This is a genomic window from Streptomyces sp. NPDC028711 (assembly GCF_055565415.1).
Map to the genome: position 1 here is coordinate 528,693 of NZ_JBVHUJ010000001.1, position 23,729 is coordinate 552,421.

25 protein-coding genes and 1 other RNA gene are annotated in these 23,729 nt (G+C 73.4%); 14 read left to right on the top strand and 12 right to left on the bottom strand.

Going from position 1 to position 23,729, the window contains the following annotated elements; translation table 11 throughout:
• The first annotated feature begins 23 nt into the window (after positions 1-23).
• Genes efeB through ACZ4VK_RS02355 form a run of 3 tightly spaced genes read left to right on the top strand, consistent with a single transcriptional unit; the run spans position 24 to position 3,174 of the window.
• Positions 24-1,280: an iron uptake transporter deferrochelatase/peroxidase subunit gene (efeB, locus tag ACZ4VK_RS02345; protein WP_468347588.1), complete on the top strand. Its 1,257-nt coding sequence runs from the start codon at positions 24-26 to the stop codon at positions 1,278-1,280.
• Positions 1,281-1,298: 18 nt separating this feature from the next.
• The gene (gene efeU / locus ACZ4VK_RS02350; protein WP_468347590.1) at positions 1,299-2,192 is read left to right on the top strand and encodes an iron uptake transporter permease EfeU; all 894 of its coding nucleotides are present in this window, start codon (positions 1,299-1,301) and stop codon (positions 2,190-2,192) included.
• A complete protein-coding gene (locus tag ACZ4VK_RS02355; protein WP_468347591.1) occupies positions 2,152-3,174 on the top strand; it encodes an SCO2278 family lipoprotein in 1,023 nt (340 codons plus the stop codon). The genes efeU and ACZ4VK_RS02355 overlap by 41 nt, the downstream gene beginning before the upstream one ends.
• Positions 3,175-3,258: 84 nt before the next feature.
• Here the strand turns inward: ACZ4VK_RS02355 and ACZ4VK_RS02360 are convergent, their stop codons facing one another.
• Both ACZ4VK_RS02360 and ACZ4VK_RS02365 read right to left on the bottom strand, forming a co-directional pair.
• Positions 3,259-4,038: a bifunctional DNA primase/polymerase gene (locus ACZ4VK_RS02360; RefSeq protein ID WP_468347593.1), complete on the bottom strand. Its 780-nt coding sequence runs from the start codon at positions 4,036-4,038 to the stop codon at positions 3,259-3,261.
• 103 nt (positions 4,039-4,141) lie between these two features.
• Complete coding sequence (locus ACZ4VK_RS02365; protein WP_468347594.1) at positions 4,142-4,762, bottom strand: TetR/AcrR family transcriptional regulator; 621 nt, start codon at positions 4,760-4,762, stop codon at positions 4,142-4,144.
• Positions 4,763-4,917: 155 nt separating this feature from the next.
• Here ACZ4VK_RS02365 and ddaH point away from each other — a divergent pair, with 155 nt between their 5' ends.
• On the top strand, positions 4,918-5,748 hold the full coding sequence (gene ddaH, locus ACZ4VK_RS02370) for a dimethylargininase (protein ID WP_468347596.1): 831 nt from the start codon (positions 4,918-4,920) through the stop codon (positions 5,746-5,748).
• A 98-nt stretch (positions 5,749-5,846) separates the two neighbouring features.
• Entirely contained in the window at positions 5,847-6,320 is a 474-nt protein-coding gene (locus tag ACZ4VK_RS02375; RefSeq protein ID WP_468347599.1) for a hypothetical protein, read from the top strand.
• Between the two features lie 25 nt (positions 6,321-6,345).
• Here ACZ4VK_RS02375 and ACZ4VK_RS02380 read toward each other — a convergent pair whose 3' ends face one another.
• The 3 genes from ACZ4VK_RS02380 to ACZ4VK_RS02390 form a co-directional block, all read right to left on the bottom strand.
• On the bottom strand, positions 6,346-7,329 hold the full coding sequence (locus ACZ4VK_RS02380; protein ID WP_468347601.1) for a small ribosomal subunit Rsm22 family protein: 984 nt from the start codon (positions 7,327-7,329) through the stop codon (positions 6,346-6,348).
• A 64-nt stretch (positions 7,330-7,393) separates the two neighbouring features.
• Positions 7,394-7,825, bottom strand: a complete 432-nt coding sequence (locus ACZ4VK_RS02385) for a VOC family protein (protein ID WP_468347603.1) — start codon at positions 7,823-7,825, stop codon at positions 7,394-7,396.
• Between the two features lie 59 nt (positions 7,826-7,884).
• The gene (locus tag ACZ4VK_RS02390; RefSeq protein WP_468348801.1) at positions 7,885-9,156 is read right to left on the bottom strand and encodes a Bcr/CflA family multidrug efflux MFS transporter; all 1,272 of its coding nucleotides are present in this window, start codon (positions 9,154-9,156) and stop codon (positions 7,885-7,887) included.
• An 83-nt stretch (positions 9,157-9,239) separates the two neighbouring features.
• Here ACZ4VK_RS02390 and ACZ4VK_RS02395 point away from each other — a divergent pair, with 83 nt between their 5' ends.
• Entirely contained in the window at positions 9,240-10,244 is a 1,005-nt protein-coding gene (locus tag ACZ4VK_RS02395) for a Gfo/Idh/MocA family protein (RefSeq protein ID WP_468347605.1), read from the top strand.
• On the opposite strand, the gene ACZ4VK_RS02400 is transcribed toward ACZ4VK_RS02395, so the two are convergent.
• Positions 10,231-11,862 carry an alkaline phosphatase D family protein gene (locus ACZ4VK_RS02400; protein ID WP_468347607.1) on the bottom strand — a complete coding sequence of 544 codons (1,632 nt, stop codon included), beginning with the start codon at positions 11,860-11,862 and terminating at the stop codon, positions 10,231-10,233. The two genes, ACZ4VK_RS02395 and ACZ4VK_RS02400, sit on opposite strands and share 14 nt — an antisense overlap.
• Before the next feature lie 102 nt (positions 11,863-11,964).
• Here ACZ4VK_RS02400 and ACZ4VK_RS02405 point away from each other — a divergent pair, with 102 nt between their 5' ends.
• Positions 11,965-12,741 carry an SDR family oxidoreductase gene (locus ACZ4VK_RS02405; RefSeq protein WP_468347609.1) on the top strand — a complete coding sequence of 259 codons (777 nt, stop codon included), beginning with the start codon at positions 11,965-11,967 and terminating at the stop codon, positions 12,739-12,741.
• A gap of 33 nt (positions 12,742-12,774) precedes the next feature.
• On the opposite strand, the gene ACZ4VK_RS02410 is transcribed toward ACZ4VK_RS02405, so the two are convergent.
• Positions 12,775-13,098, bottom strand: a complete 324-nt coding sequence (locus tag ACZ4VK_RS02410; protein WP_468347611.1) for a nuclear transport factor 2 family protein — start codon at positions 13,096-13,098, stop codon at positions 12,775-12,777.
• Between the two features lie 170 nt (positions 13,099-13,268).
• Between ACZ4VK_RS02410 and ACZ4VK_RS02415 the strand changes: the two genes are divergently transcribed.
• Positions 13,269-13,703: a hypothetical protein gene (locus tag ACZ4VK_RS02415; protein ID WP_468347612.1), complete on the top strand. Its 435-nt coding sequence runs from the start codon at positions 13,269-13,271 to the stop codon at positions 13,701-13,703.
• 103 nt (positions 13,704-13,806) lie between these two features.
• On the opposite strand, the gene ACZ4VK_RS02420 is transcribed toward ACZ4VK_RS02415, so the two are convergent.
• Together ACZ4VK_RS02420 and ACZ4VK_RS02425 are read right to left on the bottom strand one after the other, a co-directional pair.
• Positions 13,807-14,571 carry a response regulator transcription factor gene (locus ACZ4VK_RS02420; protein WP_468347614.1) on the bottom strand — a complete coding sequence of 255 codons (765 nt, stop codon included), beginning with the start codon at positions 14,569-14,571 and terminating at the stop codon, positions 13,807-13,809.
• Positions 14,568-15,872 (bottom strand): sensor histidine kinase, encoded by a 1,305-nt coding sequence (locus ACZ4VK_RS02425; RefSeq protein ID WP_468347616.1) that lies wholly within the window; start codon positions 15,870-15,872, stop codon positions 14,568-14,570. Before ACZ4VK_RS02425 ends, ACZ4VK_RS02420 begins: the two co-directional genes overlap by 4 nt.
• 241 nt (positions 15,873-16,113) lie before the next feature.
• Between ACZ4VK_RS02425 and ACZ4VK_RS02430 the strand changes: the two genes are divergently transcribed.
• Positions 16,114-17,184 carry a serine hydrolase domain-containing protein gene (locus ACZ4VK_RS02430; RefSeq protein WP_468348803.1) on the top strand — a complete coding sequence of 357 codons (1,071 nt, stop codon included), beginning with the start codon at positions 16,114-16,116 and terminating at the stop codon, positions 17,182-17,184.
• A gap of 32 nt (positions 17,185-17,216) precedes the next feature.
• Here ACZ4VK_RS02430 and ACZ4VK_RS02435 read toward each other — a convergent pair whose 3' ends face one another.
• Complete coding sequence (locus ACZ4VK_RS02435) at positions 17,217-17,678, bottom strand: VOC family protein (RefSeq protein WP_468347618.1); 462 nt, start codon at positions 17,676-17,678, stop codon at positions 17,217-17,219.
• A gap of 187 nt (positions 17,679-17,865) precedes the next feature.
• Here ACZ4VK_RS02435 and ACZ4VK_RS02440 point away from each other — a divergent pair, with 187 nt between their 5' ends.
• The gene (locus tag ACZ4VK_RS02440; RefSeq protein WP_468347620.1) at positions 17,866-18,375 is read left to right on the top strand and encodes a DUF1203 domain-containing protein; all 510 of its coding nucleotides are present in this window, start codon (positions 17,866-17,868) and stop codon (positions 18,373-18,375) included.
• Between the two features lie 51 nt (positions 18,376-18,426).
• On the opposite strand, the gene rnpB is transcribed toward ACZ4VK_RS02440, so the two are convergent.
• An RNA gene (gene rnpB, locus ACZ4VK_RS02445) (RNase P RNA component class A) lies at positions 18,427-18,825 on the bottom strand.
• Positions 18,826-18,903: 78 nt separating this feature from the next.
• Here rnpB and ACZ4VK_RS02450 point away from each other — a divergent pair.
• Both ACZ4VK_RS02450 and ACZ4VK_RS02455 read left to right on the top strand, forming a co-directional pair.
• Positions 18,904-19,686 (top strand): MerR family transcriptional regulator, encoded by a 783-nt coding sequence (locus ACZ4VK_RS02450; protein ID WP_468347622.1) that lies wholly within the window; start codon positions 18,904-18,906, stop codon positions 19,684-19,686.
• Positions 19,683-20,594, top strand: coding sequence for a hypothetical protein (locus tag ACZ4VK_RS02455; protein WP_468347624.1), 912 nt, complete (start codon positions 19,683-19,685; stop codon positions 20,592-20,594). The genes ACZ4VK_RS02450 and ACZ4VK_RS02455 overlap by 4 nt, the downstream gene beginning before the upstream one ends.
• On the opposite strand, the gene ACZ4VK_RS02460 is transcribed toward ACZ4VK_RS02455, so the two are convergent.
• On the bottom strand, positions 20,539-21,981 hold the full coding sequence (locus tag ACZ4VK_RS02460; protein WP_468347626.1) for an RNB domain-containing ribonuclease: 1,443 nt from the start codon (positions 21,979-21,981) through the stop codon (positions 20,539-20,541). The genes ACZ4VK_RS02455 and ACZ4VK_RS02460 overlap by 56 nt on opposite strands.
• 202 nt (positions 21,982-22,183) lie before the next feature.
• Here ACZ4VK_RS02460 and yaaA point away from each other — a divergent pair, with 202 nt between their 5' ends.
• Complete coding sequence (gene yaaA / locus ACZ4VK_RS02465) at positions 22,184-22,951, top strand: peroxide stress protein YaaA (RefSeq protein ID WP_468347628.1); 768 nt, start codon at positions 22,184-22,186, stop codon at positions 22,949-22,951.
• A 63-nt stretch (positions 22,952-23,014) separates the two neighbouring features.
• Positions 23,015-23,647: a bifunctional 4-hydroxy-2-oxoglutarate aldolase/2-dehydro-3-deoxy-phosphogluconate aldolase gene (gene eda, locus ACZ4VK_RS02470; RefSeq protein WP_468347630.1), complete on the top strand. Its 633-nt coding sequence runs from the start codon at positions 23,015-23,017 to the stop codon at positions 23,645-23,647.
• Positions 23,648-23,729: the final 82 nt, after the last annotated feature.

The window sequence follows — 23,729 nt, forward strand, 5'->3', positions numbered from 1 at the left end:
TCAGGGACGGGGAGGACGGGGACATGTCCGAGGACGACAGGGAAGCCGGGGCCGCCGCGCCCTCCCGCCGTACGGTCATCGCTCTGGGCGGCGCCGGGCTCGCCGCCGCCGTGGCGGGCGGCGCCACCCTGCTGGCCCGGGACGGGGAGACCCCGGTACCGGTCGCCGACAGCGGCGCGGCCGTGCCCTTCCACGGGCCGCACCAGGCCGGCATCGCCACCGCCGTACAGGACCGGCTGCACTTCGCGGCCTTCGACGTGAGGACGGAGGACCGCGCCGAGCTCGTCCAGCTCCTGAAGGACTGGACGCGGGCCGCCGAGCGTCTGACGGCCGGCGCGGAGGTCGGCGGCGGCGCCTACGGCGGGCTGCCGGAGGCGCCGCCCGACGACACCGGCGAGGCCCTGGGCCTCAAGCCGTCCCGTCTCACCCTCACGATCGGCTTCGGCCCCACGCTCTTCGACGGGCGTTTCGGGCTGAAGGACAAGCGGCCCGGGGCCCTGGTGGAGCTGCCCAGGTTCCCGGGCGACAACCTGGATCCGGCGCGCAGCGGCGGCGATCTGTGCGTCCAGGCGTGCGCGGACGACCCGCAGGTCGCCGTGCACGCCGTCCGGAACCTGGCGCGGATCGGCTTCGGCAAGGTCGCGGTGCGCTGGTCGCAGCTGGGCTTCGGCAAGACGTCGTCGACGACCCCGGATGCCCAGACCCCGCGCAACCTCTTCGGCTTCAAGGACGGCACCCGCAACATCGCGGGCACCGAGACCGAGCGGCTCGCGCGGCACGTGTGGGTCTCGGGGAAGGACGCCGAGGGCCCTGCGGCCTGGATGGACGGCGGCTCGTACCTCGTCGCCCGCCGCATCCGCATGAACGTCGAGACCTGGGACCGTACGCCGCTCGCCGAGCAGGAGGACATCTTCGGCCGCGACAAGCGCGAGGGCGCCCCGGTCGGCAGGGCGGCGGAGCACGACGAGCCGTTCCTGAAGGCGATGAAGCCGGACTCGCACGTCCGGCTCGCCCACCCCGACACCAACGGCGGGGCGACGCTCCTGCGGCGCGGCTACTCCTTCACCGACGGCACGGACGGGCTCGGCCGGCTCGACGCGGGCCTGTTCTTCCTCGCGTACCAGAGGGACGTGCGGACCGGCTTCATCCCGGTGCAGACCTCGCTCGGCCGGGCCGACGCCCTCAACGAGTACATCCAGCACGTGGGTTCGGCGCTGTTCGCGATCCCGCCGGGCGTCCGCGACGAGGACGACTGGTGGGGACGGGCGCTGTTCTCGTGACCGAGGAGGGGAACTGACGTGTTCGGCAACTATCTGATCGGCCTGCGCGAGGGCCTTGAGGCCAGTCTCGTCGTCTGCATCCTCATCGCCTACCTGGTGAAGACGGACCGCAGGGACGCGCTGAAGCCGGTCTGGACCGGCATCGGCGTGGCCGTCGGCATCGCCCTCGCCTTCGGCGCGGGCCTGGAGTTCGGCTCGCAGGAGCTGACCTTCGAGGCGCAGGAGCTGCTCGGCGGCTCGCTGTCGATCCTCGCGGTGGTCCTGGTGACCTGGATGGTCTTCTGGATGAAGCGGACGGCCAGGAACCTCAGGGCCGAGCTGCACGGAAAGCTGGACGAGGCCCTGCGGATGGGCACGGGCGCGCTGGTCGCCACCGCCTTCCTCGCGGTGGGCCGTGAGGGCCTGGAGACGGCGCTCTTCGTGTGGGCGTCGGTACGGGCGGCTTCCTCGGACGGCGGCTCGGGCGGCACGTACGCGCCGCTGGCGGGGGTCCTCCTCGGTCTCCTCACGGCGGTGCTCCTCGGCGGGCTGTTCTACCGGGGGGCGGTGCGGATCAACCTGGCGAAGTTCTTCACGTGGACCGGCGGGATGCTGGTCGTGGTGGCGGCGGGCGTCCTCGCGTACGGCGTGCACGACCTCCAGGAGGCCCGCTTCCTCGACGGCCTGGCGAACAAGGCCTTCGACGTCTCGGCGACGGTCCCGCCGGACAGCTGGTACGGCACGCTCCTCAAGGGCGTCTTCAACTTCCAGCCGAACCCGACGGTCCTTCAGGTCACGGTGTGGGCGCTGTATCTGATCCCGGCGCTCGCGCTGTTCCTGGCCCCGATAGGGTCGGGTCCGTCCGTGCGGGTGAAGAGGCAGAAGGCGACCGATGAGAAGGCTGAGGCTGAGGCGAGCGCCGAGACCGCTTGAGCGGCTGACGGCACGGCCCGCGAGGTTCCTCGCGGCCACGGCGGCGGCGACCGTCCTGGCGCTGACGGCGAGCGGCTGCGTGACGGTGCACGGCGAGCTCGCCCTGCTGCCGCCGGCGACGGAGGCCGAGGCGGCGCAGGCCCTCGCGGACTTCACGAACGCCTACAACCGGGCCGACGAGGCCCACGATCCCGCCCTGGACGCGGGCAGGGTCACCGGCCCGCTCGGGGAGATCAACCAGGCGGGCCTGCGGGCACGGGCGATCACCGACCCCGGGGGCAACCCGGACCACGAGCCCCTCGAACTCTCGGACGCGCGGTTCGTGCTGCCCCGGAAGGCGGGCTGGCCGCGGTGGTTCCTCGCGGACACCGACTCCAACCGGGGCTCCGCCGAGCGCCGCTGGCTCCTGGTCTTCGTACGCAACGGACCCGAGCAGCTGTGGGAGGTCGCCCACCTGGTGGTCCTGGACCCGGCCGAGGTGCCGGAGTTCGCCGAGGAGGAGGGGTACGCGGTGCCGGTCGCCGCGGACACGGGGACGCTGGCGGTCGCGCCCGAGGATCTCGGCGCGCAGTACGTCTCGTTCCTGAAGGACGGGGAGCCCGGACAGTTCGGGGCGGGTCCGCACACGACGCTGTGGCGCGAGCAGCGGCTGAGGACGGCCAAGCGGCCGGGGCTCGCCACCCAGTACCTCGACCGGGTCACCGACCAGGGCGACTTCGCGCCGCTCGGACTGCGGACGAAGGACGGCGGTGCGCTCGTCTTCTTCGCCACCCGCTTCTTCGAGCGGCAGACGGCGGCGCCGGGTTACCGGCCGAAGGTCGACCCGGGCGTCAAGGCGCTGCTGACGGGCGAGATCAAGAACACGGTCACCAAGGAGTGGGTGTCCAGCCAGGCGGCGCTCGTGAAGCCGGTGGGCACGGACCGCGACGGGGTCACGGTCAAGGGCCGGCTCCAGGGCGTGGTGGGCGCGGAGGGCTCGTAACCCCACGGAGCCCGGGGAGGGGGCCCGCCCCCTCGGGTCCCGCCGTCAGGCCCCGTCCGCGGGTCGGCGGGGCGGGCCGGCGGGTCACCGGGTCAGCGGCCAGGCGATCTCGTGGGCCGTGTGCTCGCCGTCCCCGTCCGCCTGGCGTTCCGCCGCGTGGCGGGCGCAGGCGTCCTGGAGGGTCTCCAGGAGGTTCAGCGGATCGGGCAGGGGATGCTCGGGGCCGCGGACCCAGGCGACGACCGGATGGGCACTCTCGTCCCCCGGGAGCCGGGCGGGCGGCACGAGGACGTAGCTGCCGCGGCAGTGCCAGCGAAGGCCCGGGTGCTCGTCCATGGTCTCCGGGTGGCAGTCGAGCTCACAGGGCCACCACTCGTCCTCGTCCTCGGGGGTGCCGCGGGTGGCGGTGAAGAAGAGCATCCGGCCGCCGAGGGGGTCGACGTCGGCGGACTCGGCGACGGGCCCGACCTCGACGCCTTCGGCGAGGAGGCGCTCCAGGGCGGCGCGCCCTGCGGCCATCGGCACGTCGAGGACGTCGTGGACCATGCCGGTGGCGGTGATGAAGTTCGCCTCGGGCTCGTTGCGGGCCCAGCGCTCGATCTGGGCGCGGTCGGTGGTCGACTGCGTCTGCCAGGCGAAGGAGACGGGGTGCCGGGCCGGGGTGGGACAGCCGATCCGCTCACAGGAGCAGCTGTAGCCGACGGGGTACGCGGCGGGGGCGAGGGGCAGCCCGGCGGCGGCGGTGGCCAGGAGCAGCTTCTCGCGGTCGTTCTCGTCGTCGGCCGCGGTCCGTTTCGGGCGCCTGCGCAGCCACTGTGCGAGTTTGCTCTCCGTGCCGCGGTAGCGGCCGATGCCGTCGCCCATCTATCCCCTCACACCTCATGCTCGCCCGTTCGGCTCTGCCCATGGTCCCACCATCCTGCGCCTCGGGTGACCGGAGTGCGGAACCGGGGTGGGCCGGGACGTCTCAGCGCTTCGGGGCGAGGCCCCTCAGGGCGAGGTCGACGAGGGTGTCGGCGTAGGCGTGGGTGAGGGGCAGGGTGCGGTGGATCCAGCGGTGGTGGAGGGGGCCGACGAGGAGTTCGAGGGCGATCCGGGGGTCGACGTCCGGGTCGATGTCGCCGGCGGCCTGGGCGGCCTCGACGCGGCGGACGTAGTACTGGAGCTGCGGTTCGAGGAGGGCCTCGGTGAAGCGGGCGCCGAGTTCGGCGTCGACGATGCCCTCGGCGGCGAGGGCGCGGGTGGGGCCGTCGACGGCCGGGTCGTTCAGCTCGTCGACGGTGGCGCGCAGGACGTGCTTCAGGTCGGCGGCGAGGTCCCCTGTGTCGGGGATCTCGTTCCCGGCGTCGCCGCCGAGGGCTTCGGCGGCCCGGGTCTGGAGGTCGAGGAAGGCGTCGAGGAGGACGGCGGCCTTGGAGGGCCACCAGCGGTAGATGGTCTGCTTGCCGACGCCGGCGCGGGCGGCGATGCCCTCGATGGTGGTCTTCGCGTAGCCGGTCTCGGCGACGAGGGCGAGGGCGGCGTCGAAGATGGCGCGGCGGGAGCGTTCGCTGCGGCGGGAGGCGTCGGGGGCCTTGGTGTCGGGCATGGGGCCAATCTAGCAGCACGCGAGACGCTGCGTCTCGCCCGAACGGGCCGGTTCCGAACCACCCGAACGGTCCACAGCGTGCGGGGCCCGGAAGGCGGACCATGGGGTCCACCGACCTTCGGTTCTTCCGTCCACCCGTCCGTGAGGAGCCCTCATTGCGCCCCACTCCGCGCTCGTCCTCGCCCCGCCGTTACCTGATGTGCCCACCCACGCACTTCACGGTGACGTACTCCATCAACCCCTGGATGGACCCCACGAAACCGGTCGACCTGCCGCTGGCCCTCGCCCAGTGGGAGGACCTGCGCGACCGCTACCGGGCGCTCGGACACACCGTCGAGCTCCTCACCCCCGACCCGGCGCTCCCGGACATGGTCTTCGCCGCGAACGGCGCCACCGTCGTCGACGGCCGGGTCCTCGGCGCGAAGTTCGCCCACGCCGAGCGCGCGGCCGAGGCCGAGGCCCATCTGGCCTGGTTCCGGAGGAACGGCTGGGCGGACGACGCCGTGCGGGTCCCGGAGCACGTCAACGAGGGCGAGGGCGACTTCGCCGTCACCGCCTCCTGGATCCTCGCCGGGCGCGGCTTCCGCTCCAGCCCGCTCTCCCACGACGAGGCGCAGGAGTTCTTCGGCCGGCCCGTGATCGGCCTCGAACTGGTGGACCCGCGCTACTACCACCTGGACACCGCCCTGTGCGTCCTGGACGACGCCCGGGACGAGGTCATGTACTTCCCGGACGCCTTCTCCCCCGGCAGCCGCGCGGTGCTCGCCCGGCTCTTCCCCGACGCCCTGATCGCCACGGCCGAGGACGCGGCGGCCCTCGGTCTGAACGCGGTGAGCGACGGGCACCACGTCCTGCTGCCGCAGGCGGCCGTGGGTCTCTTCGCCCCCCTGCGCCGACGGGGCTTCGAGCCGATCGGCATGGACCTGGGGGAGCTCCTCAAGGGCGGCGGCAGCGTGAAGTGCTGCACCCAGGAGCTGCGGCCGTAGGGGGTGGCGGTTCGCGGGGGGGGGGTGTCGACTTCCCCGCGCCGCCTCCGTAGAGTCCCCCTGATCCACGGAGACGTGACGTCAGGGGGGCGTTCTCGATGCGTACGCGTGACACGTTCCGGTACGCCGTGGTCATGGTCGCGGTCCTGTCGGCGGCCACCGGCTGCCGGAGCGGGGACCGCCAGGTGTGCACCCTGATCGGAGCCGAGTCCGGGGTGAACGTCGTCTACCGGCCGACGGACTTCTCCGCGGGCGCCCACTACCGGTTCTGCGTCGACGAGGTCTGCAAGGAGCTGCGCACCACCGGGCCGCCCGAGCCCGTCGGTCATTTCACCGTGCCCCTGCCCGAGGCCACGGGCGAGCGGCGGACGACCGTGCGTCTCCAGGTGACGGACCCGGCCTCCGGCCGGACGGTCTACGACCGCACCACGGAGGCAATCCTGCGGAAGTCCACGCCCAACGGCCCGAAGTGCGACCCCACCGTCTGGCAGGCCGGGCTCCGCGCCGACCTCCGGGACGGCCTGGTCCCGGCCGTCGACCGACCGGAGCGCTCCTCGGCGTCGGACGACTGACCCGGGCCCCGTGCCCCGTGCCCCGTCAGGCCTCGTCCTCCGGCGGCCAGGAGTCGCCCCACTCGGTGTCGCGGGCCTGCTTGTACAGCGGCCCGTGGCGCTTGGTGACCGTCTCCCTGGCGAGCCCTTCGGGGCCGCACAGTTCGAGGAGGACCAGGCCCTTGCGGATCTGGGGCCTGCGGATGACCCGGGAGGCCGCCGCGGCCGCCGGGTCCCTGGTCGCCGCGACGTAGCTGTACTTCTCGTCCTCGTACGGCAGCGAGCCGCCCTTCACCTGGCGGTGCAGCGACGAGCGGCTCACCCGGGCCGAGAAGTGGCACCAGTCCGTGCCCGGCTCGATCGGGCAGGCGCCGCTGTGCGGGCAGGGGGCGGCGACGGTGAACCCGGCGTCGACGAGGAGGGTGCGGGCGGCGATGATCCGTTCGTAGCCGTCGGGGGTGCCGGGCTCCACGATCACGACCGTCCGCGCGGCGCGCGCCGCCTCGGCGACGAGCGCCGCCCGGTCCGCCTCGGTCAGCTCCTTGAGGACGTACGAGACGGTGACGAGGTCCGTGTCCGCGAGCCGGAGCGCGCCGCCGATCCTGGCGGTGCGCCACTCGGCGTCCAGGGCCCCGGCCGCGAGCTCGCGGCCGAGCGCGAGGGCCGGCTCCGCCCAGTCGAGGACGGTGGTGCGGGGCGGCTCCTCCGCCCAGGCCTCGGCGACCGCCCAGCTCGCCGCGCCCGTACCGCCGCCGACGTCGGTGTGCGTACGCGGCTCCCAGTCGGGCGCGGCCTCGCGCAGCGCGCCGAGGGCGCCGCGTACCGCCTCGAAGGTCGCCGGCATCCGGTACGCGGCGTACGCGGCGACGTCGGAGCGGTCGCGAAGGACGGGGGCGTCCGTCGGGGTGGTGCCCCGGTAGTTGGCGATCAGCCGCTCGACGGCACGGGCGGCCCGGTTGGGCGGCAGTCCGTCGAGGAGTCCGGCGAGGGCGGCGCGCAGGGAGTCGGCGGAGGGGGTGGAGGCGTTCACCGAAACAGTCTAGGCGGCCGGGTCCGGGGCACTCTCCCGCTGATCAGCGCCCTCGCGGGGTCTGCTAACCGCCGAAGTCGGGGAGGGTGAGGGTCCCGTCCTCGGCGAGGGGGAAGCCGGGGTTGTGGGCGATCTCCCAGGCGTGTCCGTCGACGTCGAGGAAGACTCCGGCGTATCCGCCGTAGGGGGTGGTGGCGGCGGGCCGGGTGACGGTGGCACCGGCGTCGGCGGCCACGGCGAGCAGCTGGTCGACCTCCGCGGCCGAGCGGACGTTGTGTGCCAGGGCGATGCCGCCGAACCCGTCGGTGCGGGGATCGTCGACCCCGCAGTCATCGGCGAGCTTCTCCCGGCTCCACAGGACCAGGCCGAGGCCGCCGGCCTGGAAGAACACGGTCTCCTCGACCTCCTGGCCGCGCCAGCCGAGGCGCTCGTAGAACGTACGGGCACGGGCGAGGTCGGCGACGCCGAGCGTGACGAGACTGATGCGCTGTTCCATGACGCCACGATAGGACGCCAGGGCCGTGCCTCACCGGAGATCCGCCGGACGGACACCCCCTAGGGAGTGCGGGTGATGTTCTGCCACGGGCGGCACAGGCCCAGGAAGCAGGCGACGGCGAGGACGGCGCAGGTGAGCTGCACGACCGCCATCGGCACGGCGGTGTGCTCGCCCGCGATGCCGACGAGCGGGGAGGCGACGGCGCCGATGAGGAACGACGTGGTGCCGAGGAGGGCGGAGGCCGAGCCGGCCGCGTGCGGGGTGCGCATCAGGGCCTGGGCGTTGGTGTTCGGCATGGCGAGGCCCATCGCGGACATGAGGACGAAGAGCCCGGCGGCGACGGGTACGAGTCCGACCTCGCCGAAGACGCCGCTGGTCATGAGGAGCAGCGCGAGCGAGGCGACGAGGATGGTTCCGAGGCCCCAGCCGAGTGCCTTGTCGAGGCTGACGCGGCCGACGAGCAGCTTGCCGTTGACCTGGCCGACGGCGACGAGCCCGATCGAGTTGAGCCCGAAGAGCAGGCTGAAGGTCTGCGGCGAGGCGCCGTAGATCTCCTGGACGACGAACGGCGAGGCCGAGATGTACGCGAAGAGGGCGGCGAAGGCGAGCCCGCCGGTCAGCATGTAGCCGGTGAAGATCCGGTCGGCGAGGAGGCCCTTCATGGTGCGCAGGGCCGCGCCGACCCCGCCCTCGTGGCGCCGCTCGGCGGGCAGCGTCTCGCCGAGGAAGCGCCAGACGACGAGGGTGAGGAGGACGCCGATGACGGTGAGGACGTGGAAGACGCCCCGCCAGTCGGTGATCCGCAGGATCTGGCCGCCGATGAGGGGCGCGATGATCGGGGCGACGCCGGAGATCAGCATCAGGGTGGAGAAGAAGCGGGCCATCTCGACGCCGTCGTAGAGGTCGCGGACGACGGCTCGGGCGATGACGATGCCGGCGGCGCCCGCGAGGCCCTGGAGCAGCCGGAAGCCGATGAGGAGTTCGGCGGTGGGCGCGAGCGCGCAGACGGCGGTGGCGAGGACGTACACGATCATGCCGATGAGCAGCGGGCGGCGGCGCCCCCACTTGTCGCTCATGGGGCCGACGACGAGCTGGCCGAGGGCCATGCCGGCGAGGCAGGCGGTGAGGGTGAGCTGGACGGTGGCGGCGGGGGCGTTCAGTGCGCCGGTGACCTCCGGCAGCGCCGGGAGGTACATGTCCATGGAGAGCGGCGGCAGCGCGGTGAGCCCGCCCAGGACGAGGGTGACGAGCAGCCCGGTCCGCCGGGCGGCCTCGACGGGCGCGGGTTGGGATATGTGTCCTTGTGTTGTCTTCTGGCCGCTCTCCGGCATCGACCGCTCCATTTCGTTGAAACCTTGCCTATGCTCTCAGCTCGACCGGCATGGTCGAGACCTCTCTGGGATGGGTGGGGAACATGAGCGAGAAGGTGCGCTGGGGAATCCTGGCGACGGGCGGCATAGCGGAGCGGTTCACGACGGATCTGCTGACGCTCGGCGGCGCGGAGGTCGTCGCCGTGGCCTCCCGCACGGAGGCGTCGGCGAAGGCCTTCGCCGACCGGTTCGGGATCCCGCGCGCGTACGGGGAGTGGGACGGGCTCTTCGCCGACGAGGACGTCGACGTGGTGTACGTGGCGACCCCGCACCACGCCCACCGGGAGGCGGCCGGCCGCGCCCTTGAGGCGGGAAAGGCGGTCCTCTGCGAGAAGGCCCTCACGCTCAACGCCCGCGAGGCGGAGGAACTCGTCACGCTCTCCCGGGACCGTGGCCTCTTCCTCATGGAAGCCATGTGGATGTACTGCAACCCGCTGATCCGGCGGCTCGTGGAGCTCGTCCGCGCGGGGGCGATCGGCGAGGTCAGGACCGTACAGGCGGACTTCGGGCTCGCGGGCCCGTTCGCGGCGGACCACCGGCTGCGGGACCCGGCGGTGGGCGGCGGGGCGCTGCTCGACCTGGGCGTGTACCCCGTGTCGTTCGCGCAGCTGCTCCTCGGTGAGCCGGACTCCGTGCAGGCGCACGCGCTGCTCTCGCCGGAGGGCGTGGACCTCAACACCGGCATGCTGCTGGGCTGGTCGGAGGCGGGCGCGTCGGCGCTGCTCTCCTGCTCGCTCGTCGCGGACACGCCGCTGACGGCGTCCGTGACCGGCACCCTCGGCCGGATCGACCTGCCGCGCGGCTTCTTCTTCCCCGAGCGGTTCACGCTGCACCGCGACGGCCGGGAGCCGGAGGAGTTCACGAACGGGGACGACCCGCACTCGCTGCGGCACGAGGCCGCCGAGGTCATGCGCTGTCTGCGGGCGGGCGGGACCGAGTCCCCGCTCGTGCCCCTCGACGGCTCGCTCGCGGTGATGCGGACGCTCGACGCGGTACGTGACCGCATCGGCGTCCGCTATCCCCAGGAGATGGCGGTCACGCGGGCTTGAGGCCCGGGTCGCCCGCCTCCGTGACGAAGGAGGCGGCCGTGGTGACGGGGGCGCCCGGGGTCGTCACGTACGGCACCGTACGGAAGTCGGCCCGGGCGCCGTCCTCGCCGAGGGCGACCGTGACGTAGCCCCGCCGCCCGTTGAAGAACCTCAGGTGCGGGTTGGCGGCCGTCAGCCTGTCGTAGTTCGCGGGCCGGTCGGCGCCGTCCTTGCCGCTGCTGATCGAGGTGGCGACGATCTCGGTGCCGACGGTCCGGGAGGCCGGGTCGCGGAAGTCGGCCTTGATGTCGAGGCCGTACCCGACGTGGACGTCGCCGGTGAGCACCATCAGGTTCTCGATCCCGGCGGCCTCCGCCCCCGCGAGGAGCCGCTGCCGGGAGGCCGGGTAGCCGTCCCAGGAGTCCATGGAGAGCTTGAAGTCGGCGGTGGGCCGGTCGCGGCGCTCGGCGAACACGACCTGCTGCGGCAGCACGTTCCAGCGGGCGCGGGAGGCCCTCCAGCCGTCGAGCAGCCACCGCTCCTGGGCGGCGCCGGTCATCGTCCGCGCCGGGTTCTCGGACTCCGGCCCCGGGACCTGCCAGCCGTCGCCGTACGCCTGGTCGGAGCGGTACTGGCGGGTGTCGAGGATGTCGAACCGGGCGAGCTGTCCGAAGCGCAGCCGCCGGTAGAGCCGCATGTCGGGGCCCTCGGGGCGCTGGGGCGCCCGCAGGGGCTGGTGTTCCCAGTAGGCGCGGTAGGCGGCGGCGCGGCGGAGCAGGAACTCCTCCGGCGGGACGTTGTTCTCGGGGGTGCCGTCCGCGTAGTTGTTCTCGGTCTCGTGGTCGTCCCAGGTGACGACGAAGGGGTGGGCGGCGTGCGCGGCCCGCAGGTCCGGGTCGGTCTTGTAGAGGCCGTAGCGCAGCCGGTAGTCCTCCAGGGTGACCGTCTCGCGGTTGAAGACGGCCGGGAGGGTGCGGTCGCTGTAGGAGCGGGCGCCGCCGGTGGCGTTGACGGCGTACTCGTACAGGTAGTCGCCGAGGTGGAAGACGACGTCGACGTCCTCGTCGGCGAGGTGGCGGTAGGCCGTGAAGTAGCCGTCGTGGTACGCCTGGCAGGAGACGGCGGCGAGCTTGAGCGCGGAGTTGCGGGCCGAGGGCGCGGGCGCGGTACGGGTCCGCCCCACGGGGCTGGTCCAGTCGCCGACGCGGAAGCGGTAGAAGAACGCGCGGTCGGGGTCGAGGTGCTCCACCTCGACGTGGACGGTGTGGCTGAACTCCGGGTGCGCGGTGGCCCGGCCGCGCCGTACGGTCCGGGTGAAGCGCTCGTCGCGGGCGAGTTCCCAGTGGACGGAGACCCTCTCGGCCGGCAGCCCGCCGCCCGGCTCGAAGGGGCGGGGCGCCAGCCGCGTCCAGAGCAGTACGGAGCCGGGCAGGGGGTCACCGGATGCCACCCCCAGGGTGAACGGGTCCTCGGTGACGCGCCGGCCGTCGAGCTCGGCGGCGGCCGCGGCACCGGCCGCGGGCAGCTGGGTGGCGAAGGCGAGCGCGGCTGCGGCGCCGGTGACGGTGAGGAACCGGCGGCGGCCGAAGTGGCGTGCGGCGGCGCGGAGTTCCTCGCTGTGGCCCTGTATGTGTGTCATGTGCCCCTCCCCTGACGGATGCTCTCCGTCCGGTATTGGAGTGGGGCGGGACGACGTCACGTTGTCGGGTACAGGACATCCACGTGTCGGACGGATGAGTTCATGGGGCACGCGTCTCGCGTACGCTGCGCGGCCATGAGCATCGCAGTGGTGACGGGAGCGGGATCGGGCATCGGCCGCAGTGTGGCCCTCGCCCTGGCGGCGGCCGGCTGGTCGGTGGCCCTTGCGGGGCGCCGGGCCGAGGCCCTGGAGGAGACGGCGGCGGCCCTGCCGGACGGCGACTTCCTGTGCGTCCCGACGGACGTGACCTCCGCGGAGGCGGTCACGGCTCTCTTCTCGGCGGTCCGTGACCACTACGGCCGGGTCGACCTGCTCTTCAACAACGCCGGTACGTTCGCGGGCGGCGGCGTCCCCACCGAGGACCTGGACCCGGCCACCTGGCGCGCGGTCGTCGACGTCAACCTGACGGGCGCGTTCCTCTGCGCGCAGGCCGCCTTCCGGACCATGAAGGAACAGGACCCGCAGGGCGGCCGGATCATCAACAACGGCTCGATCTCCGCCCACGTCCCGCGCCCGCACTCGATCGCGTACACGGCGACGAAGCACGCGATGACGGGCCTGACGAAGTCCCTGTCACTCGACGGCCGCCCGTACCGCGTCGCCTGCGGCCAGCTCGACATCGGCAACGCGGCGACCGAGATGACGGCCCGCATGCAGACCGGGATCCTCCAGGCCAACGGCGAAACGGCGGTGGAGCCGGTGATGGACGCGGCGGACGTGGCGGCGACGGTGGTGCACATGGCGTCCCTGCCGCTTGAGGCGAACGTCCAGTTCGCGACGGTGATGGCGACGGGGATGCCGTACATCGGGCGGGGGTAGTCCCTCGGGGACCACCCCCGGGCCCCGGCGGCGTCAGGCCTGGCCGGTCTCGAAGCGGGAGATCCGGCCGTCCGCGACGGTGAAGTGCCAGCGGGTCCGCATCTCACCCCAGGTGTCGTTGCGGAAGCGGGCGACGAGATCGAGACCGCCGCGCTTCTCGGACTCGATCTCCATGTGCCCGCGCGAGGAGAAGACCTCCTTCTCGGTCCACGCGGCCAGGTCGCGGTCGGACCCGTCGTCGGACATGGTCGCCCCGGGCGCGAGCGCCTGCTGGAAGGCCTCCACGTCGTTGGCGTTGAGGGCCGTGACGAAGGCGCGCACGGCGGGATCGCTGAGCTGGTTCACAGGAATCGTCATGCCCCCACCCGTACACCGGGCCGGTGCGCACCGCGGCCCGGCCACGCGGAAGTGTCACCTCACTGACGACTTCTGAGCTCCACCCAGCCTATGACCTGCGTGTTCACTCGCCCGCGGGCGCGGCCGTCCGGGCATGGTCGGGTGACTCCCGAACCAACCCAGGAGGAGCGATGCCGAACGCCGGCAAGGTCGTCAAGCTGTATGTGAAGGGGGCCCCGGTCGGGGTCGAGGACGGAACACCGGTCGGGTTCCTCGTCGACCGGGGGCGGGCACCGGAGTGGCTGATCACCCATGAGGCCGGGGGTTTCCGCCTCACCGCGAAGGGCACGGAGGAGACCATCGCGTCCGAGGGCACCGAGCGCGCCCCGGCGGTCGTCCGCCCCGACGACTCCCCCGCCTCGATCTGGCGCCTCCAGCGCGTCGACGAGAGCGGTGTCACGACGATCACCTCACTCGCCGAACTCCGGGACGGCACCTACACCATCGACCAGAACGGTCTCGCCCTCGGCCGGGACCTGTTCGAGGACCGGTCCACGCTTCCGAAGCCCGTCTTCGTCCGTACGGACGACCGGGACCCCCAGTGGACGATCGAGGTGCTCGACTGAGCCCACGGAGGCCCGGCCGGTGTCCGTCCGGCCGGGCCCTCCCGGGCCGGGGTGACGCGCCGCCGGCCGCGTCAGCCGGTGAACACCACGGCCACCGACCGCGTCAGCCGGTGAACCCCGGCACCACCAGACCGGACTCGTACGCGATGACCACCGCGTGGGTCCGGTTCTGCGCGCCGAGCTTGGTCAGCACGTTCCCGACGTGCGTCTTCACCGTCTCCAGGCTCACCGTCAGCGATTCCGCGATCTCCGGGTTGGACAGGCCGGTGGCCATCAGCCGCAGCACCTCCTCCTCCCGCCCCGTCAGCGCCGCCCTCGGCAGCGCCTCCGCGGAGTCCAGCGGACGGGCGGCGACCATCCGGCGCAGGGTCGCCGGGAAGAGGATCGCCTCCCCCGCCGCCACCACCCGCACGGCCTCCGCGATCTGCCGGACCGGAAGCCGCTTGAGCACGAACCCGCTGGCCCCCGCGCTGAGCGCGGCGGTGACGTGGTCGTCGTTCTCGAAGGTGGTGATGACGACGACCTTCGGCGCCGGTGCGTCGTGGTCAGGAGACCCGGCCGATGTGACGGACGTGGTGGACGTGCCCGACGCGGCTGACGCGGCTGACTCGGCTGTCTCGGCTGACTCGGCGAGGAGTTGCCGGGTGGCCTCGATCCCGTTGCGGCGGGGCATCCGTACATCCATCAGGACCACGTCCGGACGCAGCCGCAGCGCCCGCTCGACCGCCTCCACGCCGTCGGCGGCCTCCCCGATCACCTCGATCCCCGGCTGCGCGGCCAGCAGGGTGCGCAGGCCGCTGCGGGTCACCTCGTCGTCGTCCGCGATCAGGAGGGTCGTGACGGTTTCGCTGGCGTCGGAGCCGGTCATGCCGACAACCGTACGGGCAGCCTGACCACCAGTCGCCAGTGCGTCGGCCCGTCAGGACCGGCCTCGATCTCCCCGTGCAGCAGTCGCACGCGCTCGACGAGACCCGGCAGGCCGTGACCGGAGGTGGGGAAGGCCTTCCGGCGGCCCGGTCCCGCGCTCACGCCCGCACCGGCCCCCGTCTCGTTGACCACGCCGAGCTCGAGGACGTCAGGACCGACCGCCACCCGGACCGCGATGGGACCGGCCGCTCCGTGCCGCATGGCGTTCGTCAGCCCCTCCTGCAGGATCCGGTACGCCGCCCGGGACAGCGTCCCCCGCACCTGCGCCGGATCCCCCGACCGGTCGAGATCCACCACCGCGCCCGCGTGCCGCACCCGGTCGAGCAGCTCGGACAGGTCGGCCAGGGTGCGGGCCGGTGCCGTCTCGGCCTCCTGCTCGCGCAGTACCCCCAGCACGTAGTCCAGGTCTTCGAGCGCGGCCCGGGCCGACTCCTCGATGCTGCGCAGGGCGGCCCGCGCCGCCACCGGGTCCGCGGACATCAGCTCGCCCGCGACAGCGGCCTGGATCGTGGTCGTCGTCAGCGTGTGCCCGATGGAGTCGTGCAGGTCGTGGGCCAGCCGGTTGCGTGCGGCCAGCCTCAGTTCCCGCTCGGCCGCGAGGGCGAGCCGCTCGGCCGCCGACGGCCCGAGCAGCCTCGGCGCCGACCACCGCAGGGCGTTCGTGACCAGCACGCAGACGGCTGCCGCGAGCAGCAGGCAGCCGAACGCCACCGCCCAGCTCTGCCAGCCGCCGTCCACGCGCACCGACCGGCCGAACAGGCTGAGCCCGAACTCGGCGCCGAGCCAGCCCCCCGGGAGAGCCAGGGCCAAGAAGAGCAGCACACCGCTCGTGAGCGCACCCGTCCAGCCGACCACCACATGCAGCAACAGCCAGAGAGGAGTCCGCCAACGGCCGGCGACGGACGGGACGCCGGACCGAACGGAAACAGGGCCGCCGGAAGGGACGGCTGACGAAGCGGCACCCCCCGGCGCGGCCGGGGTCGGCAACGCCACGCTCAACAGCCGCCGGGCGGACACGATCAGCACCCGCCGCGTGGTGCGGGCCAGGCCGACCAGGCCGATCAGTGCCGCCCAGACGAGCAGGACCACGACGACCTGCACACCCTCGGGAGCGGATCGCCACGCCAGCGCCGGCAGCAGCGCGAAGGACAACAGGGGGAGGCTGGCCAGAGCGGCGCCGAAGGCGAACAACGCTCCCGAGTACGTGGAGCGGCGCAGCAGCGGCCGAAGTCCCTTGATCATGATCGGCCAGTATGTACCGGCGGTTCACGAACGGCCTCCCCCGATCGGGGGAGCGAAAACTCCCGCCTTCCCGCGATGCGCGTCCGAGCCCTGGAAAACATGATCGTGTCCTGCCCGATCGACGGAAGGACAGCTGATGAACACGCAAGCGACGAATGCGTCACGGACTCGCTTCTCCCTGCGACAGAGGGGAGGCCGACGACGAGGAGCGACCGCCGCGGCGGCGGTGGTCGTCGCCGTGATGACGGCGGGTGCCCTGACGCCGCCCACCGCGTTCGCCGCCCCGAAACACGACACGGTCCAGCAGGGCCTGAACGCCCTGGTGCGCGACGGCCAGCCCGCCGCCCTCGCGAGCGTCAAGGACAGGGCGGGCCGCACGCGCACCTACACCGCCGGGGTCGGCGATCTGGCCACCGGCGCGAAGGTGCCGAGGGACGGTCAGGTGCGGATCGGCAGCAATACGAAGACGTTCACGGCCGTGGTCCTCCTGCAACTCGTCGGCGAGGGAAGGATCGACCTCGACGGCTGGGTCGACACGTACCTCCCGGGCCTCGTACGCGGGGAGGGGGTCGACGGACGCCGCATCACCGTCCGGCAGCTCCTGCAGCACACGAGCGGAATTCCCGAGTACTCCGAGGACATCAGCGACGACGAACTCCCGTACCGGTACTTCGAACCCCGCGACCTCGTCGACATCGCGCTCAAGCACAAGGCCGTCTTCGCCCCGGGAGAGAAGTGGAGTTACAGCAACACGAATTACGTCCTGGCCGGACTGATCATCCAGAAGGTCACCGGCCGGCCGCTGGCCGAGGAGATCGACCGGCGCGTCATCAGGAAGATCGGGCTGCGCCACACGTATTTCCCGGCCCCCGGTGACAGGACCATCCGGGAGCCCCACCCGAGGGGCTATCACCGGACGAAGGCGGAGGAGCCGCTGCGCGACTTCACGGAACTCGACCCGTCGGCGGGCTGGGCGGCAGGGCAGATGATCTCCACCGGCTCCGACCTCAACCGCTTCTTCGGCAAGCTCCTCGGCAGCGACCTCCTCCTCGCCGAGGCCCAGCGCGCCCAGATGCGCACCACTGTCCCCATCGAGGGCACCCCCTTCCGCTACGGCCTCGGGCTCATGAGCAGGCCGCTGTCGTGCGGCGGCGTCTACTGGGGCCACGGCGGTGACATCGCGGGCTACGAGACCCGGGGCGGAGCGACCGACGACGGCCGCGCCGCGAACGTCACGGTGACGAGCATTCCCACGGAGGACGCGGGCATCAAGGGCGTGACGAAGGTCGTGGACACGGCTCTGTGCGGTTGATGGGGGCCGGGTGCCGGGGGGGGGCGCCCGCGTCAGTCCAGGCAGAACTCGTTGCCCTCCGGGTCGGCCATCACGATCCACCCGTTGCTCATCGGCGGCTCGGGCTCGAAGCGGCGCTGCCGCCTCGCCCCCAGCGCGACCAGCCGGTCGCACTCGGCCTCAAGAGCCGCCATGCGTTCCTCCCCCTCCAGTCCGGGAGCCGCCCGGACGTCGAGGTGGACCCGGTTCTTGGCGACCTTGTCCTCCGGCACCTGCTGGAAGAACACCCGGGGTCCCTGCCCCGCCGGGTCCTCGATGGCCGATCGCGTGTTGCGCTGATCCTCCGGTACGCCCATCGTCGCGAGGAAGTCGTCCCACGCCGCCAGCGGGTCGGCGCCCTCCGGCAGTTCGATCCCCGGCGGCGCGGGATGGACGTACCCCAGGACGTCACGCCAGAAGGACGACAGCGCCCTCGGGTCGTGAGCGTCGAACGTGACCTGGAAATGACGGCTCATCATGCTGCTCCGTTCGTTGCGGATTCCGCGTCGGTGGATCCACCCTGGCACCCGATGAGGACAGGAACGGTCCGCCATGCCAGGGCGAATCCGTGAACGGGACGACCGGCACACGACGGAACGGGGCTCCCACCGCTCGGTCCGAATTCCGCCAGCCGTACGCGTCCGGCCCGGCCACCCTGGCCGTATGAGCACCCACACCACCGCCTACACCGCCCGCGCCGTGCCACCCACGGCCCTCGCCGAGCTGCGGGTCAGCGACGACGCGGGCCGCGCCTGCGCGCCGTACACCGCCACCGACGGCGGGCACCCGCTCCGCTGCTGTCTGCGGCTCTCCGTGCCCGGCGAGCGGATCGCGCTCGTCTCGTACGCGCCGCTGCGGCGCTGGGCCGCCGGGACCGGGGCCGATCCCGGCGCGTACGACGAGCAGGGCCCCGTCTTCATCCACGCCGAGGAGTGCGGCGGCCCCGCGCCCTCGGAGACGTACCCCTTCGCCCGGCCGGGGGCGCTCCGGACCGTCCGCCGCTACGACGCGGCGGGCCGGATCGTCGGCGGCCGGCTCCTGGAGATCCCGGAGGCGACGACGGAAGGCTTCGACCACGCGCTGACGGAGGCCTTCGCCGACCCGGCCGTGGCCCTGGCGCACGTCAGGGCGGTCGAGTACGGCTGCTTCCACTTCGAGGTGCGGCGCCCCTGACCAGCCACGGAAAAGGGCCCCCTGACCAGGGGGCCCTTCCACGCGGGCCGACAGACGAGTCGGGCTGTACGCCGGGTTCTGTACCCCGGGACCTCGCGGTCGTCGGGGTGACGGCCATCCATCTAGGACCGGCGTTGCCGCCGGCCTCCTGCGGTCTACCCGCGGACTCGGGCGAGCAGCCCTCGAACATCCGCGCAGGGACACCGGGGTGTCCCCTCTTGACCTTGCTCCGAGTGGGGTTTACCTAGCCGCCTGAGTCACCTCAGGCGCTGGTGGTCTCTTACACCACCGTTTCACCCTTACCGAGGACCGAGGCCCCCGGCGGTCTGTTTTCTGTGGCACTGTCCCGCGGGTCACCCCGGGTGGCCGTTAGCCACCACCCTGCTCTGTGGAGCCCGGACGTTCCTCGGGAAGATCCGGGGATCTTCACGCGGCCGTCCGCCCGGCTCGTCTGCCGTGCCGACCATGCTACCCGTCGGCGCGGACACCGCTTGACCTTGCCGCAGCGTCAGGGTTTCTACTGGGCGCATGCGTATCGGCGAGATCGCCGCCCTGGTCGGGGTCACTCCCCGGGCCGTGCGGCACTACCACCAGTCGGGCCTGCTGCCCGAGCCCGTACGGCGGGCCAACGGGTACCGGGAGTACGGCATCCGCGACGCCGTCCTGCTCGCCCGGATCCGGCGGCTCACCGAGCTGGGCCTCGGGCTCGACGAGGTACGGGACGTGATCGCCGGCGACGAGGGGCGGGGGCTCGTGGAGGTGCTGGAGGAGCTGGCGGAGGACCTGGCGCGCCAGGAGGCGGTGATCCGGGAGCGCCGGGCCCGGCTCGCCCCGCTCCTCGTCGAGGCGCGGGCCGGGCGGCTGCCCGCCGACGGGCCCCTGTCGCCGGATCTCACGGCGCTGCTCGCGGGTCTCGGCGAGCTGCCCGAGTCGCCGATGGCGGTGAAGGACCGGGAGATCCTGGCCCTGCTCGACGCCGTCGTACCCGAGGACGAACGGGCCCGGTTGATGGGTCTGATGCGGGGAGCGGCGGAGCACGCGCGCGTGGTGTACCCGCTCCTCGACGCCCTCGCCGGGGCGGAACCGGACGACCCGCGGGTCACGGAGGCGGCCCGGGTGCTCGCCGCCTGTCTGCCGGACGAGCTCGGGGTGGAGATCCCGGGCGCCGAGTCGGGGGACGCTCCCGACGGCTCCCTCGCCGACACCTTCTTCGCGGACCTCGCCCCGGCCCAGTCGGCGGCCGTGCGCCTGGCGATCCGCCTGGTCGCGGAGCGACGGGAGCAGGGCCGGCGACGGGAGCAGGGCCGATGACGGCGGAACTCGACGCCCCGCGCCCGACGGACGCTGCCGACCGCCCCCGCACCGGGCCCCCCGCCCGTACCCGTCCCGTCCGTCTTCTCCGTCTCCTCGCCTATGTCGCCCTGCCCGCCGAGGTCGTCCTCGCCGTGCTGCTCGTCGGCGGGGTCCGGGTCCCCGGGGCCGTGTGGGCCGTGGCCGAGCTCCTGCTCGTCGTGCTGCTGCTCGCCGAGGGGCTGTCCTATCTGCGGCTGCGACGGCGGGGGCTCTCCCGGCGGGCCGCCGTGGCCGAGCTGGTGCCCGAGCCCGTGCTGCGGATCATGGGGCACGAGCTGCGGATCATGGTGAGCCTGGCGCGGTGGGTGGCACGGCGCCCGCAGGGGGTCGACGGCGCGGACGCGGTGTTCCCGCACGCGCGGGACCAGGCGGCGCTGATGTACGGCTTCGCGTTCGTGTGCCTGGTGGAGACGGTCGGCATGTCGTACCTGCTCGGCGACTGGCCCCTGGTCCACACGGTCGTCCTCGTCCTGGACGTGTACACCGTGCTCTTCGTCCTCGGGCTGCACGCCGCGTCCGTGACCCGTCCGCACACCCTCACCGGGGACGTCCTGCGGCTGCGGCAGGCCGCGCACGTCGACGTACGGGTGCCCCTCGGCCTGGTCGCGGCCGTCCGCCACGAGCTGCGGTTCACGCACGAGAAGACCGAGGGCGAACTGAACCTCGCCGTCGGCTCCCAGACCTCCCTGACGATCGAGCTCGCCGAACCGGTGAACGCGCCCCGGTTCCTGGGCGGGCCCCGCCCCGTACGGCTGATCCGTGTCCACGCCGACGACCCGCGCGCCCTGTACACGCGGCTCACGCGGGCGGTCACGCGGGCGCGAACAGCACCTTCGCCGACCCAGGCTCCGCCTCCGCCAGCCTGACCCGCAGCCACTCCCCCAGCGGCAGCCGCGCCTCGCCGCCCGTGATCCGGGCGACGACGGCCGGGTCGTCCAGGTGGACGGTGCCGGTGGAGGGCTCGCGTTCCTTCACGTCGATCACGTACGCGTCGAAGACCTCCCCGACCCGCTCCCTGAGCAGGGCGGCCTCGACGATGTCGACGCTCTCGCGCTCGACGGTGTTCGCGCGCCGCGAGCCCGCGGCCATCTCGTCGGGGAGGGTGGGCAGGGCGGCCCGTACCCACTCGGGCGGTTCGTCGCCCGCCACCGCCGCCACGCACAGCTCGCCCGCGTACCGGTCGACGAGCCGCCGCAGCGGCGCGGTGCAGTGGGTGTACTCGTCGGCGACGGCGGCGTGCACGGCGGGGGTGGGGATGTGGCCGTCGGTGAAGACGGTGTACCCGGCGCCGCGCAGGAGGGTGGTGCACTCCTGGAGGAAGGCGGCGTGGCGCGGGTTCGTCGGGTCGGCGGCCCGGACGACGTCCGCGTACGAGACGTGGTGCGGCCAGTCGACGCCGAGGGCGTGCGCGGAGCGGCGCAGGCGGGCGACGGCGCCGTCGGGGGCGGTGGGGAGGGTGCGCAGGATGCCGGTGCCGGCGGCGGTCATGAGGTCGGCGGCGGCCATGCCGGTGAGGAGGGAGATCTGGGCGTTCCAGCCGTCCGCGGGGAGCGGGGCCCGGTACGCGAGCGCGTAGGTGTGGTCCTGCTCGACGATCTCCTGCTCGGGGACGTTGAGGGAGATCCCGCCCCGCTCGACTTCCAGGGCTTCGCGGAGCAGCCCGATCTCGCGGAGGAGGGCGACGGGCTCCTCCGCCGTACCGCTGTCGATCTGCCGCTGCACGCCCGCGTAGTCGAGCCGGGCCCGGCTGCGGACGAGGGCGCGGCGGACGTCGGTGGCGACCCTGCGCCCTTCGGCGTCGAGGTCGATCCGCCACAGCAGGGCGGGGCGGGGATCGCCGGGGAGGAGGCTGGCGGCGCCCTCGGAGAGGACGGCGGGGTGGAGCGGGACGCGGCCGTCGGGGAAGTAGAGGGTGAGGACGCGCCGGTGGGCCTCGGCGTCGAGCGCGGAGCCGGGGGTGACGAAGGCGGCGACGTCGGCGATGGCGTAGTGGACGCGGTAGCCGCCGTCGGCCCTGCGGGCCAGGTGCATGGCCTGGTCGAGGTCGGTGGAGGTGGGCGGGTCGACGGTGAAGAAGGGCAGGTCGGTGGCGTCGTGCGCGGGGAGCCGGGGGGCTTTCGCGGCGGCCTCGGCCTCGGCGAGGACGGCGGGCGGGAACTCCTCGGGGATCGCGAGCTCGGTACGGAGTGCGCGCAGGGCGGCCCGCAGCGGAGCCTCGGCTGCGCCGGTCACGTGAATGGGGCGGCGGGGCATGGACCGAGCGTAGGGCGGGGCGCGGGGCACGGCACCCTGAACGGCCGCGCGGCAGGGGTCCGGGGTGCCGTACGCGCTCGGCCCGTACGGCACCGGAGCTGCTGCCGCTGAGCGGCCGCGCGGCGGGGAAGGGCGTCCGCGCTTTGTAGTCTTGACGGCCGGGGCCGCACCCCCGATCCCGTACGGACGAAGGAGAACCACCGTGCTCGTGCTGTTGCCGCCCTCCGAGGGCAAGGCCTCCTCGGGGCGCGGGGCGCCGCTCAAGCCGGAGTCGCTGTCCCTGCCGGGGCTCGCGGAGGCGCGGGCGGCGGTCCTCGACGAGCTGGTCGAGCTGTGCGCGGCCGACGAGGAGAAGGCGCGTGAGGTGCTCGGCCTGAGCGAGGGCCTGCGGGGCGAGGTCGCGAAGAACGTGGAGCTGCGGACGGCGGGCGCCCGCCCGGCCGGCGAGGTCTACACGGGCGTGCTGTACGACGCGCTCGGCCTGGCGACCCTGGACGCGGCGGCCCGGAAGCGGGCGGGGCGGTCGCTGCTCGTGTTCTCGGGGCTTTGGGGCGCGGTGCGGGTGACGGACCGGATTCCGTCGTACCGCTGCTCGATGGGGGTCAAGCTGCCGGGGCTCGGCGCGCTGGGCGCGCACTGGCGCGGGGCGATGGCGTCCGTGCTTCCCGAGGAGGCCGGGGAGGGTCTTGTCCTCGACCTGCGTTCGTCGGCGTACGCGTCGGCGTGGAAGCCGAAGGGGGAGGTGGCGGCGCGGACGGTGACGGTGCGGGTGCTGCACGCGCCGACCCGGAAGGTCGTCAGCCACTTCAACAAGGCGACGAAGGGGCGGATCGTGCGGAGCCTCCTGGAGGCGGGCGCGGTGCCGGGGTCGCCTCGGGATCTTGTGGTGGCGCTGCGGGACCTGGGGTACGTGGTGGAGGAGGGCGCGAAGGCGGGAGCCCTTGACGTCCTGGTGGACGAGATCCACTAGGGGTTCATTGCGCCCTGCACAACGATCGTTGCGCAGAACGCTCGTCATGGCCAGGATGACGCCATGACGAGCGTGTTCGACCTTGCCCCGGAAGCCGCCCCCGTGCCCGTCGTCCCGGTCGTCGTGATCGAGGACGCCGCCGACGCCGTACCCCTGGCGCGGGCCCTGGTGGCCGGCGGGCTGCCGCTGATCGAGGTCACCCTGCGCACCCCGGCCGCACTCGACGCGGTCCGCGCGATCGCGGCCGAGGTGCCGGACGCGGTCGTCGGCGCGGGGACGGTCGTCTCGGCGGCCGGGGTCGCGGACGCGGTCGGCGCCGGCGCCCGGTTCCTGGTCAGCCCCGGGTGGACCGGGCGGCTGCTCGGCGCGATGCGGGAGTCGGGCCTGCCGTTCCTGCCGGGGGTGTCGACGACTTCGGAGGTCGTGGCCCTGCTCGAACAGGGCGTGGACACCATGAAGTTCTTCCCGGCCGAGGCGGCGGGCGGCGTCCCGTATCTGAGGTCCCTCGCGGGACCGCTCCCCCGCGCCCGTTTCTGCCCGACCGGCGGCGTCTCCCTCGCCTCGGCCCCCGCCTATCTGTCCCTGCCGAACGTCGGCTGCGTCGGCGGTACGTGGATGCTGCCGCCCGACGCCCTCGCGGCCCGCGACTGGGCACGGGTCGAGTCCCTCGCGCGCGAGGCGGCGGCGCTGCGCTGACCGGCACCGTCCATGTCGTGCCGTCCCGCACGATCCTCAGGCGCGTGCCGTCGAACCGCGCGCGCGTGCCCCTCCCCGAAAG

Excerpts from the sequence above, each read along its gene's own strand:
- ACZ4VK_RS02455 (WP_468347624.1), top strand. The coding sequence starts at position 19,683 with ATGACGGCGGAACTCGACGCCCCGCGCCCGACGGACGCTGCCGACCGC.
- ACZ4VK_RS02440 (WP_468347620.1), top strand. The coding sequence starts at position 17,866 with ATGAGCACCCACACCACCGCCTACACCGCCCGCGCCGTGCCACCCACG.
- ACZ4VK_RS02415 (WP_468347612.1), top strand. The coding sequence starts at position 13,269 with ATGCCGAACGCCGGCAAGGTCGTCAAGCTGTATGTGAAGGGGGCCCCG.
- ACZ4VK_RS02425 (WP_468347616.1), bottom strand. The coding sequence starts at position 15,872 with ATGATCAAGGGACTTCGGCCGCTGCTGCGCCGCTCCACGTACTCGGGA.
- ACZ4VK_RS02460 (WP_468347626.1), bottom strand. The coding sequence starts at position 21,981 with ATGCCCCGCCGCCCCATTCACGTGACCGGCGCAGCCGAGGCTCCGCTG.
- ACZ4VK_RS02375 (WP_468347599.1), top strand. The coding sequence starts at position 5,847 with ATGCGTACGCGTGACACGTTCCGGTACGCCGTGGTCATGGTCGCGGTC.
- ACZ4VK_RS02405 (WP_468347609.1), top strand. The coding sequence starts at position 11,965 with ATGGGGCACGCGTCTCGCGTACGCTGCGCGGCCATGAGCATCGCAGTG.
- ACZ4VK_RS02395 (WP_468347605.1), top strand. The coding sequence starts at position 9,240 with ATGAGCGAGAAGGTGCGCTGGGGAATCCTGGCGACGGGCGGCATAGCG.
- ACZ4VK_RS02360 (WP_468347593.1), bottom strand. The coding sequence starts at position 4,038 with ATGGGCGACGGCATCGGCCGCTACCGCGGCACGGAGAGCAAACTCGCA.
- ACZ4VK_RS02355 (WP_468347591.1), top strand. The coding sequence starts at position 2,152 with ATGAGAAGGCTGAGGCTGAGGCGAGCGCCGAGACCGCTTGAGCGGCTG.
- ACZ4VK_RS02410 (WP_468347611.1), bottom strand. The coding sequence starts at position 13,098 with ATGACGATTCCTGTGAACCAGCTCAGCGATCCCGCCGTGCGCGCCTTC.
- ACZ4VK_RS02390 (WP_468348801.1), bottom strand. The coding sequence starts at position 9,156 with ATGCCGGAGAGCGGCCAGAAGACAACACAAGGACACATATCCCAACCC.
- ACZ4VK_RS02435 (WP_468347618.1), bottom strand. The coding sequence starts at position 17,678 with ATGAGCCGTCATTTCCAGGTCACGTTCGACGCTCACGACCCGAGGGCG.
- ACZ4VK_RS02400 (WP_468347607.1), bottom strand. The coding sequence starts at position 11,862 with ATGACACACATACAGGGCCACAGCGAGGAACTCCGCGCCGCCGCACGC.
- eda (WP_468347630.1), top strand. The coding sequence starts at position 23,015 with ATGACGAGCGTGTTCGACCTTGCCCCGGAAGCCGCCCCCGTGCCCGTC.
- ACZ4VK_RS02450 (WP_468347622.1), top strand. The coding sequence starts at position 18,904 with ATGCGTATCGGCGAGATCGCCGCCCTGGTCGGGGTCACTCCCCGGGCC.
- ACZ4VK_RS02420 (WP_468347614.1), bottom strand. The coding sequence starts at position 14,571 with ATGACCGGCTCCGACGCCAGCGAAACCGTCACGACCCTCCTGATCGCG.
- ACZ4VK_RS02430 (WP_468348803.1), top strand. The coding sequence starts at position 16,114 with ATGACGGCGGGTGCCCTGACGCCGCCCACCGCGTTCGCCGCCCCGAAA.
- ACZ4VK_RS02385 (WP_468347603.1), bottom strand. The coding sequence starts at position 7,825 with ATGGAACAGCGCATCAGTCTCGTCACGCTCGGCGTCGCCGACCTCGCC.
- ACZ4VK_RS02365 (WP_468347594.1), bottom strand. The coding sequence starts at position 4,762 with ATGCCCGACACCAAGGCCCCCGACGCCTCCCGCCGCAGCGAACGCTCC.
- efeB (WP_468347588.1), top strand. The coding sequence starts at position 24 with ATGTCCGAGGACGACAGGGAAGCCGGGGCCGCCGCGCCCTCCCGCCGT.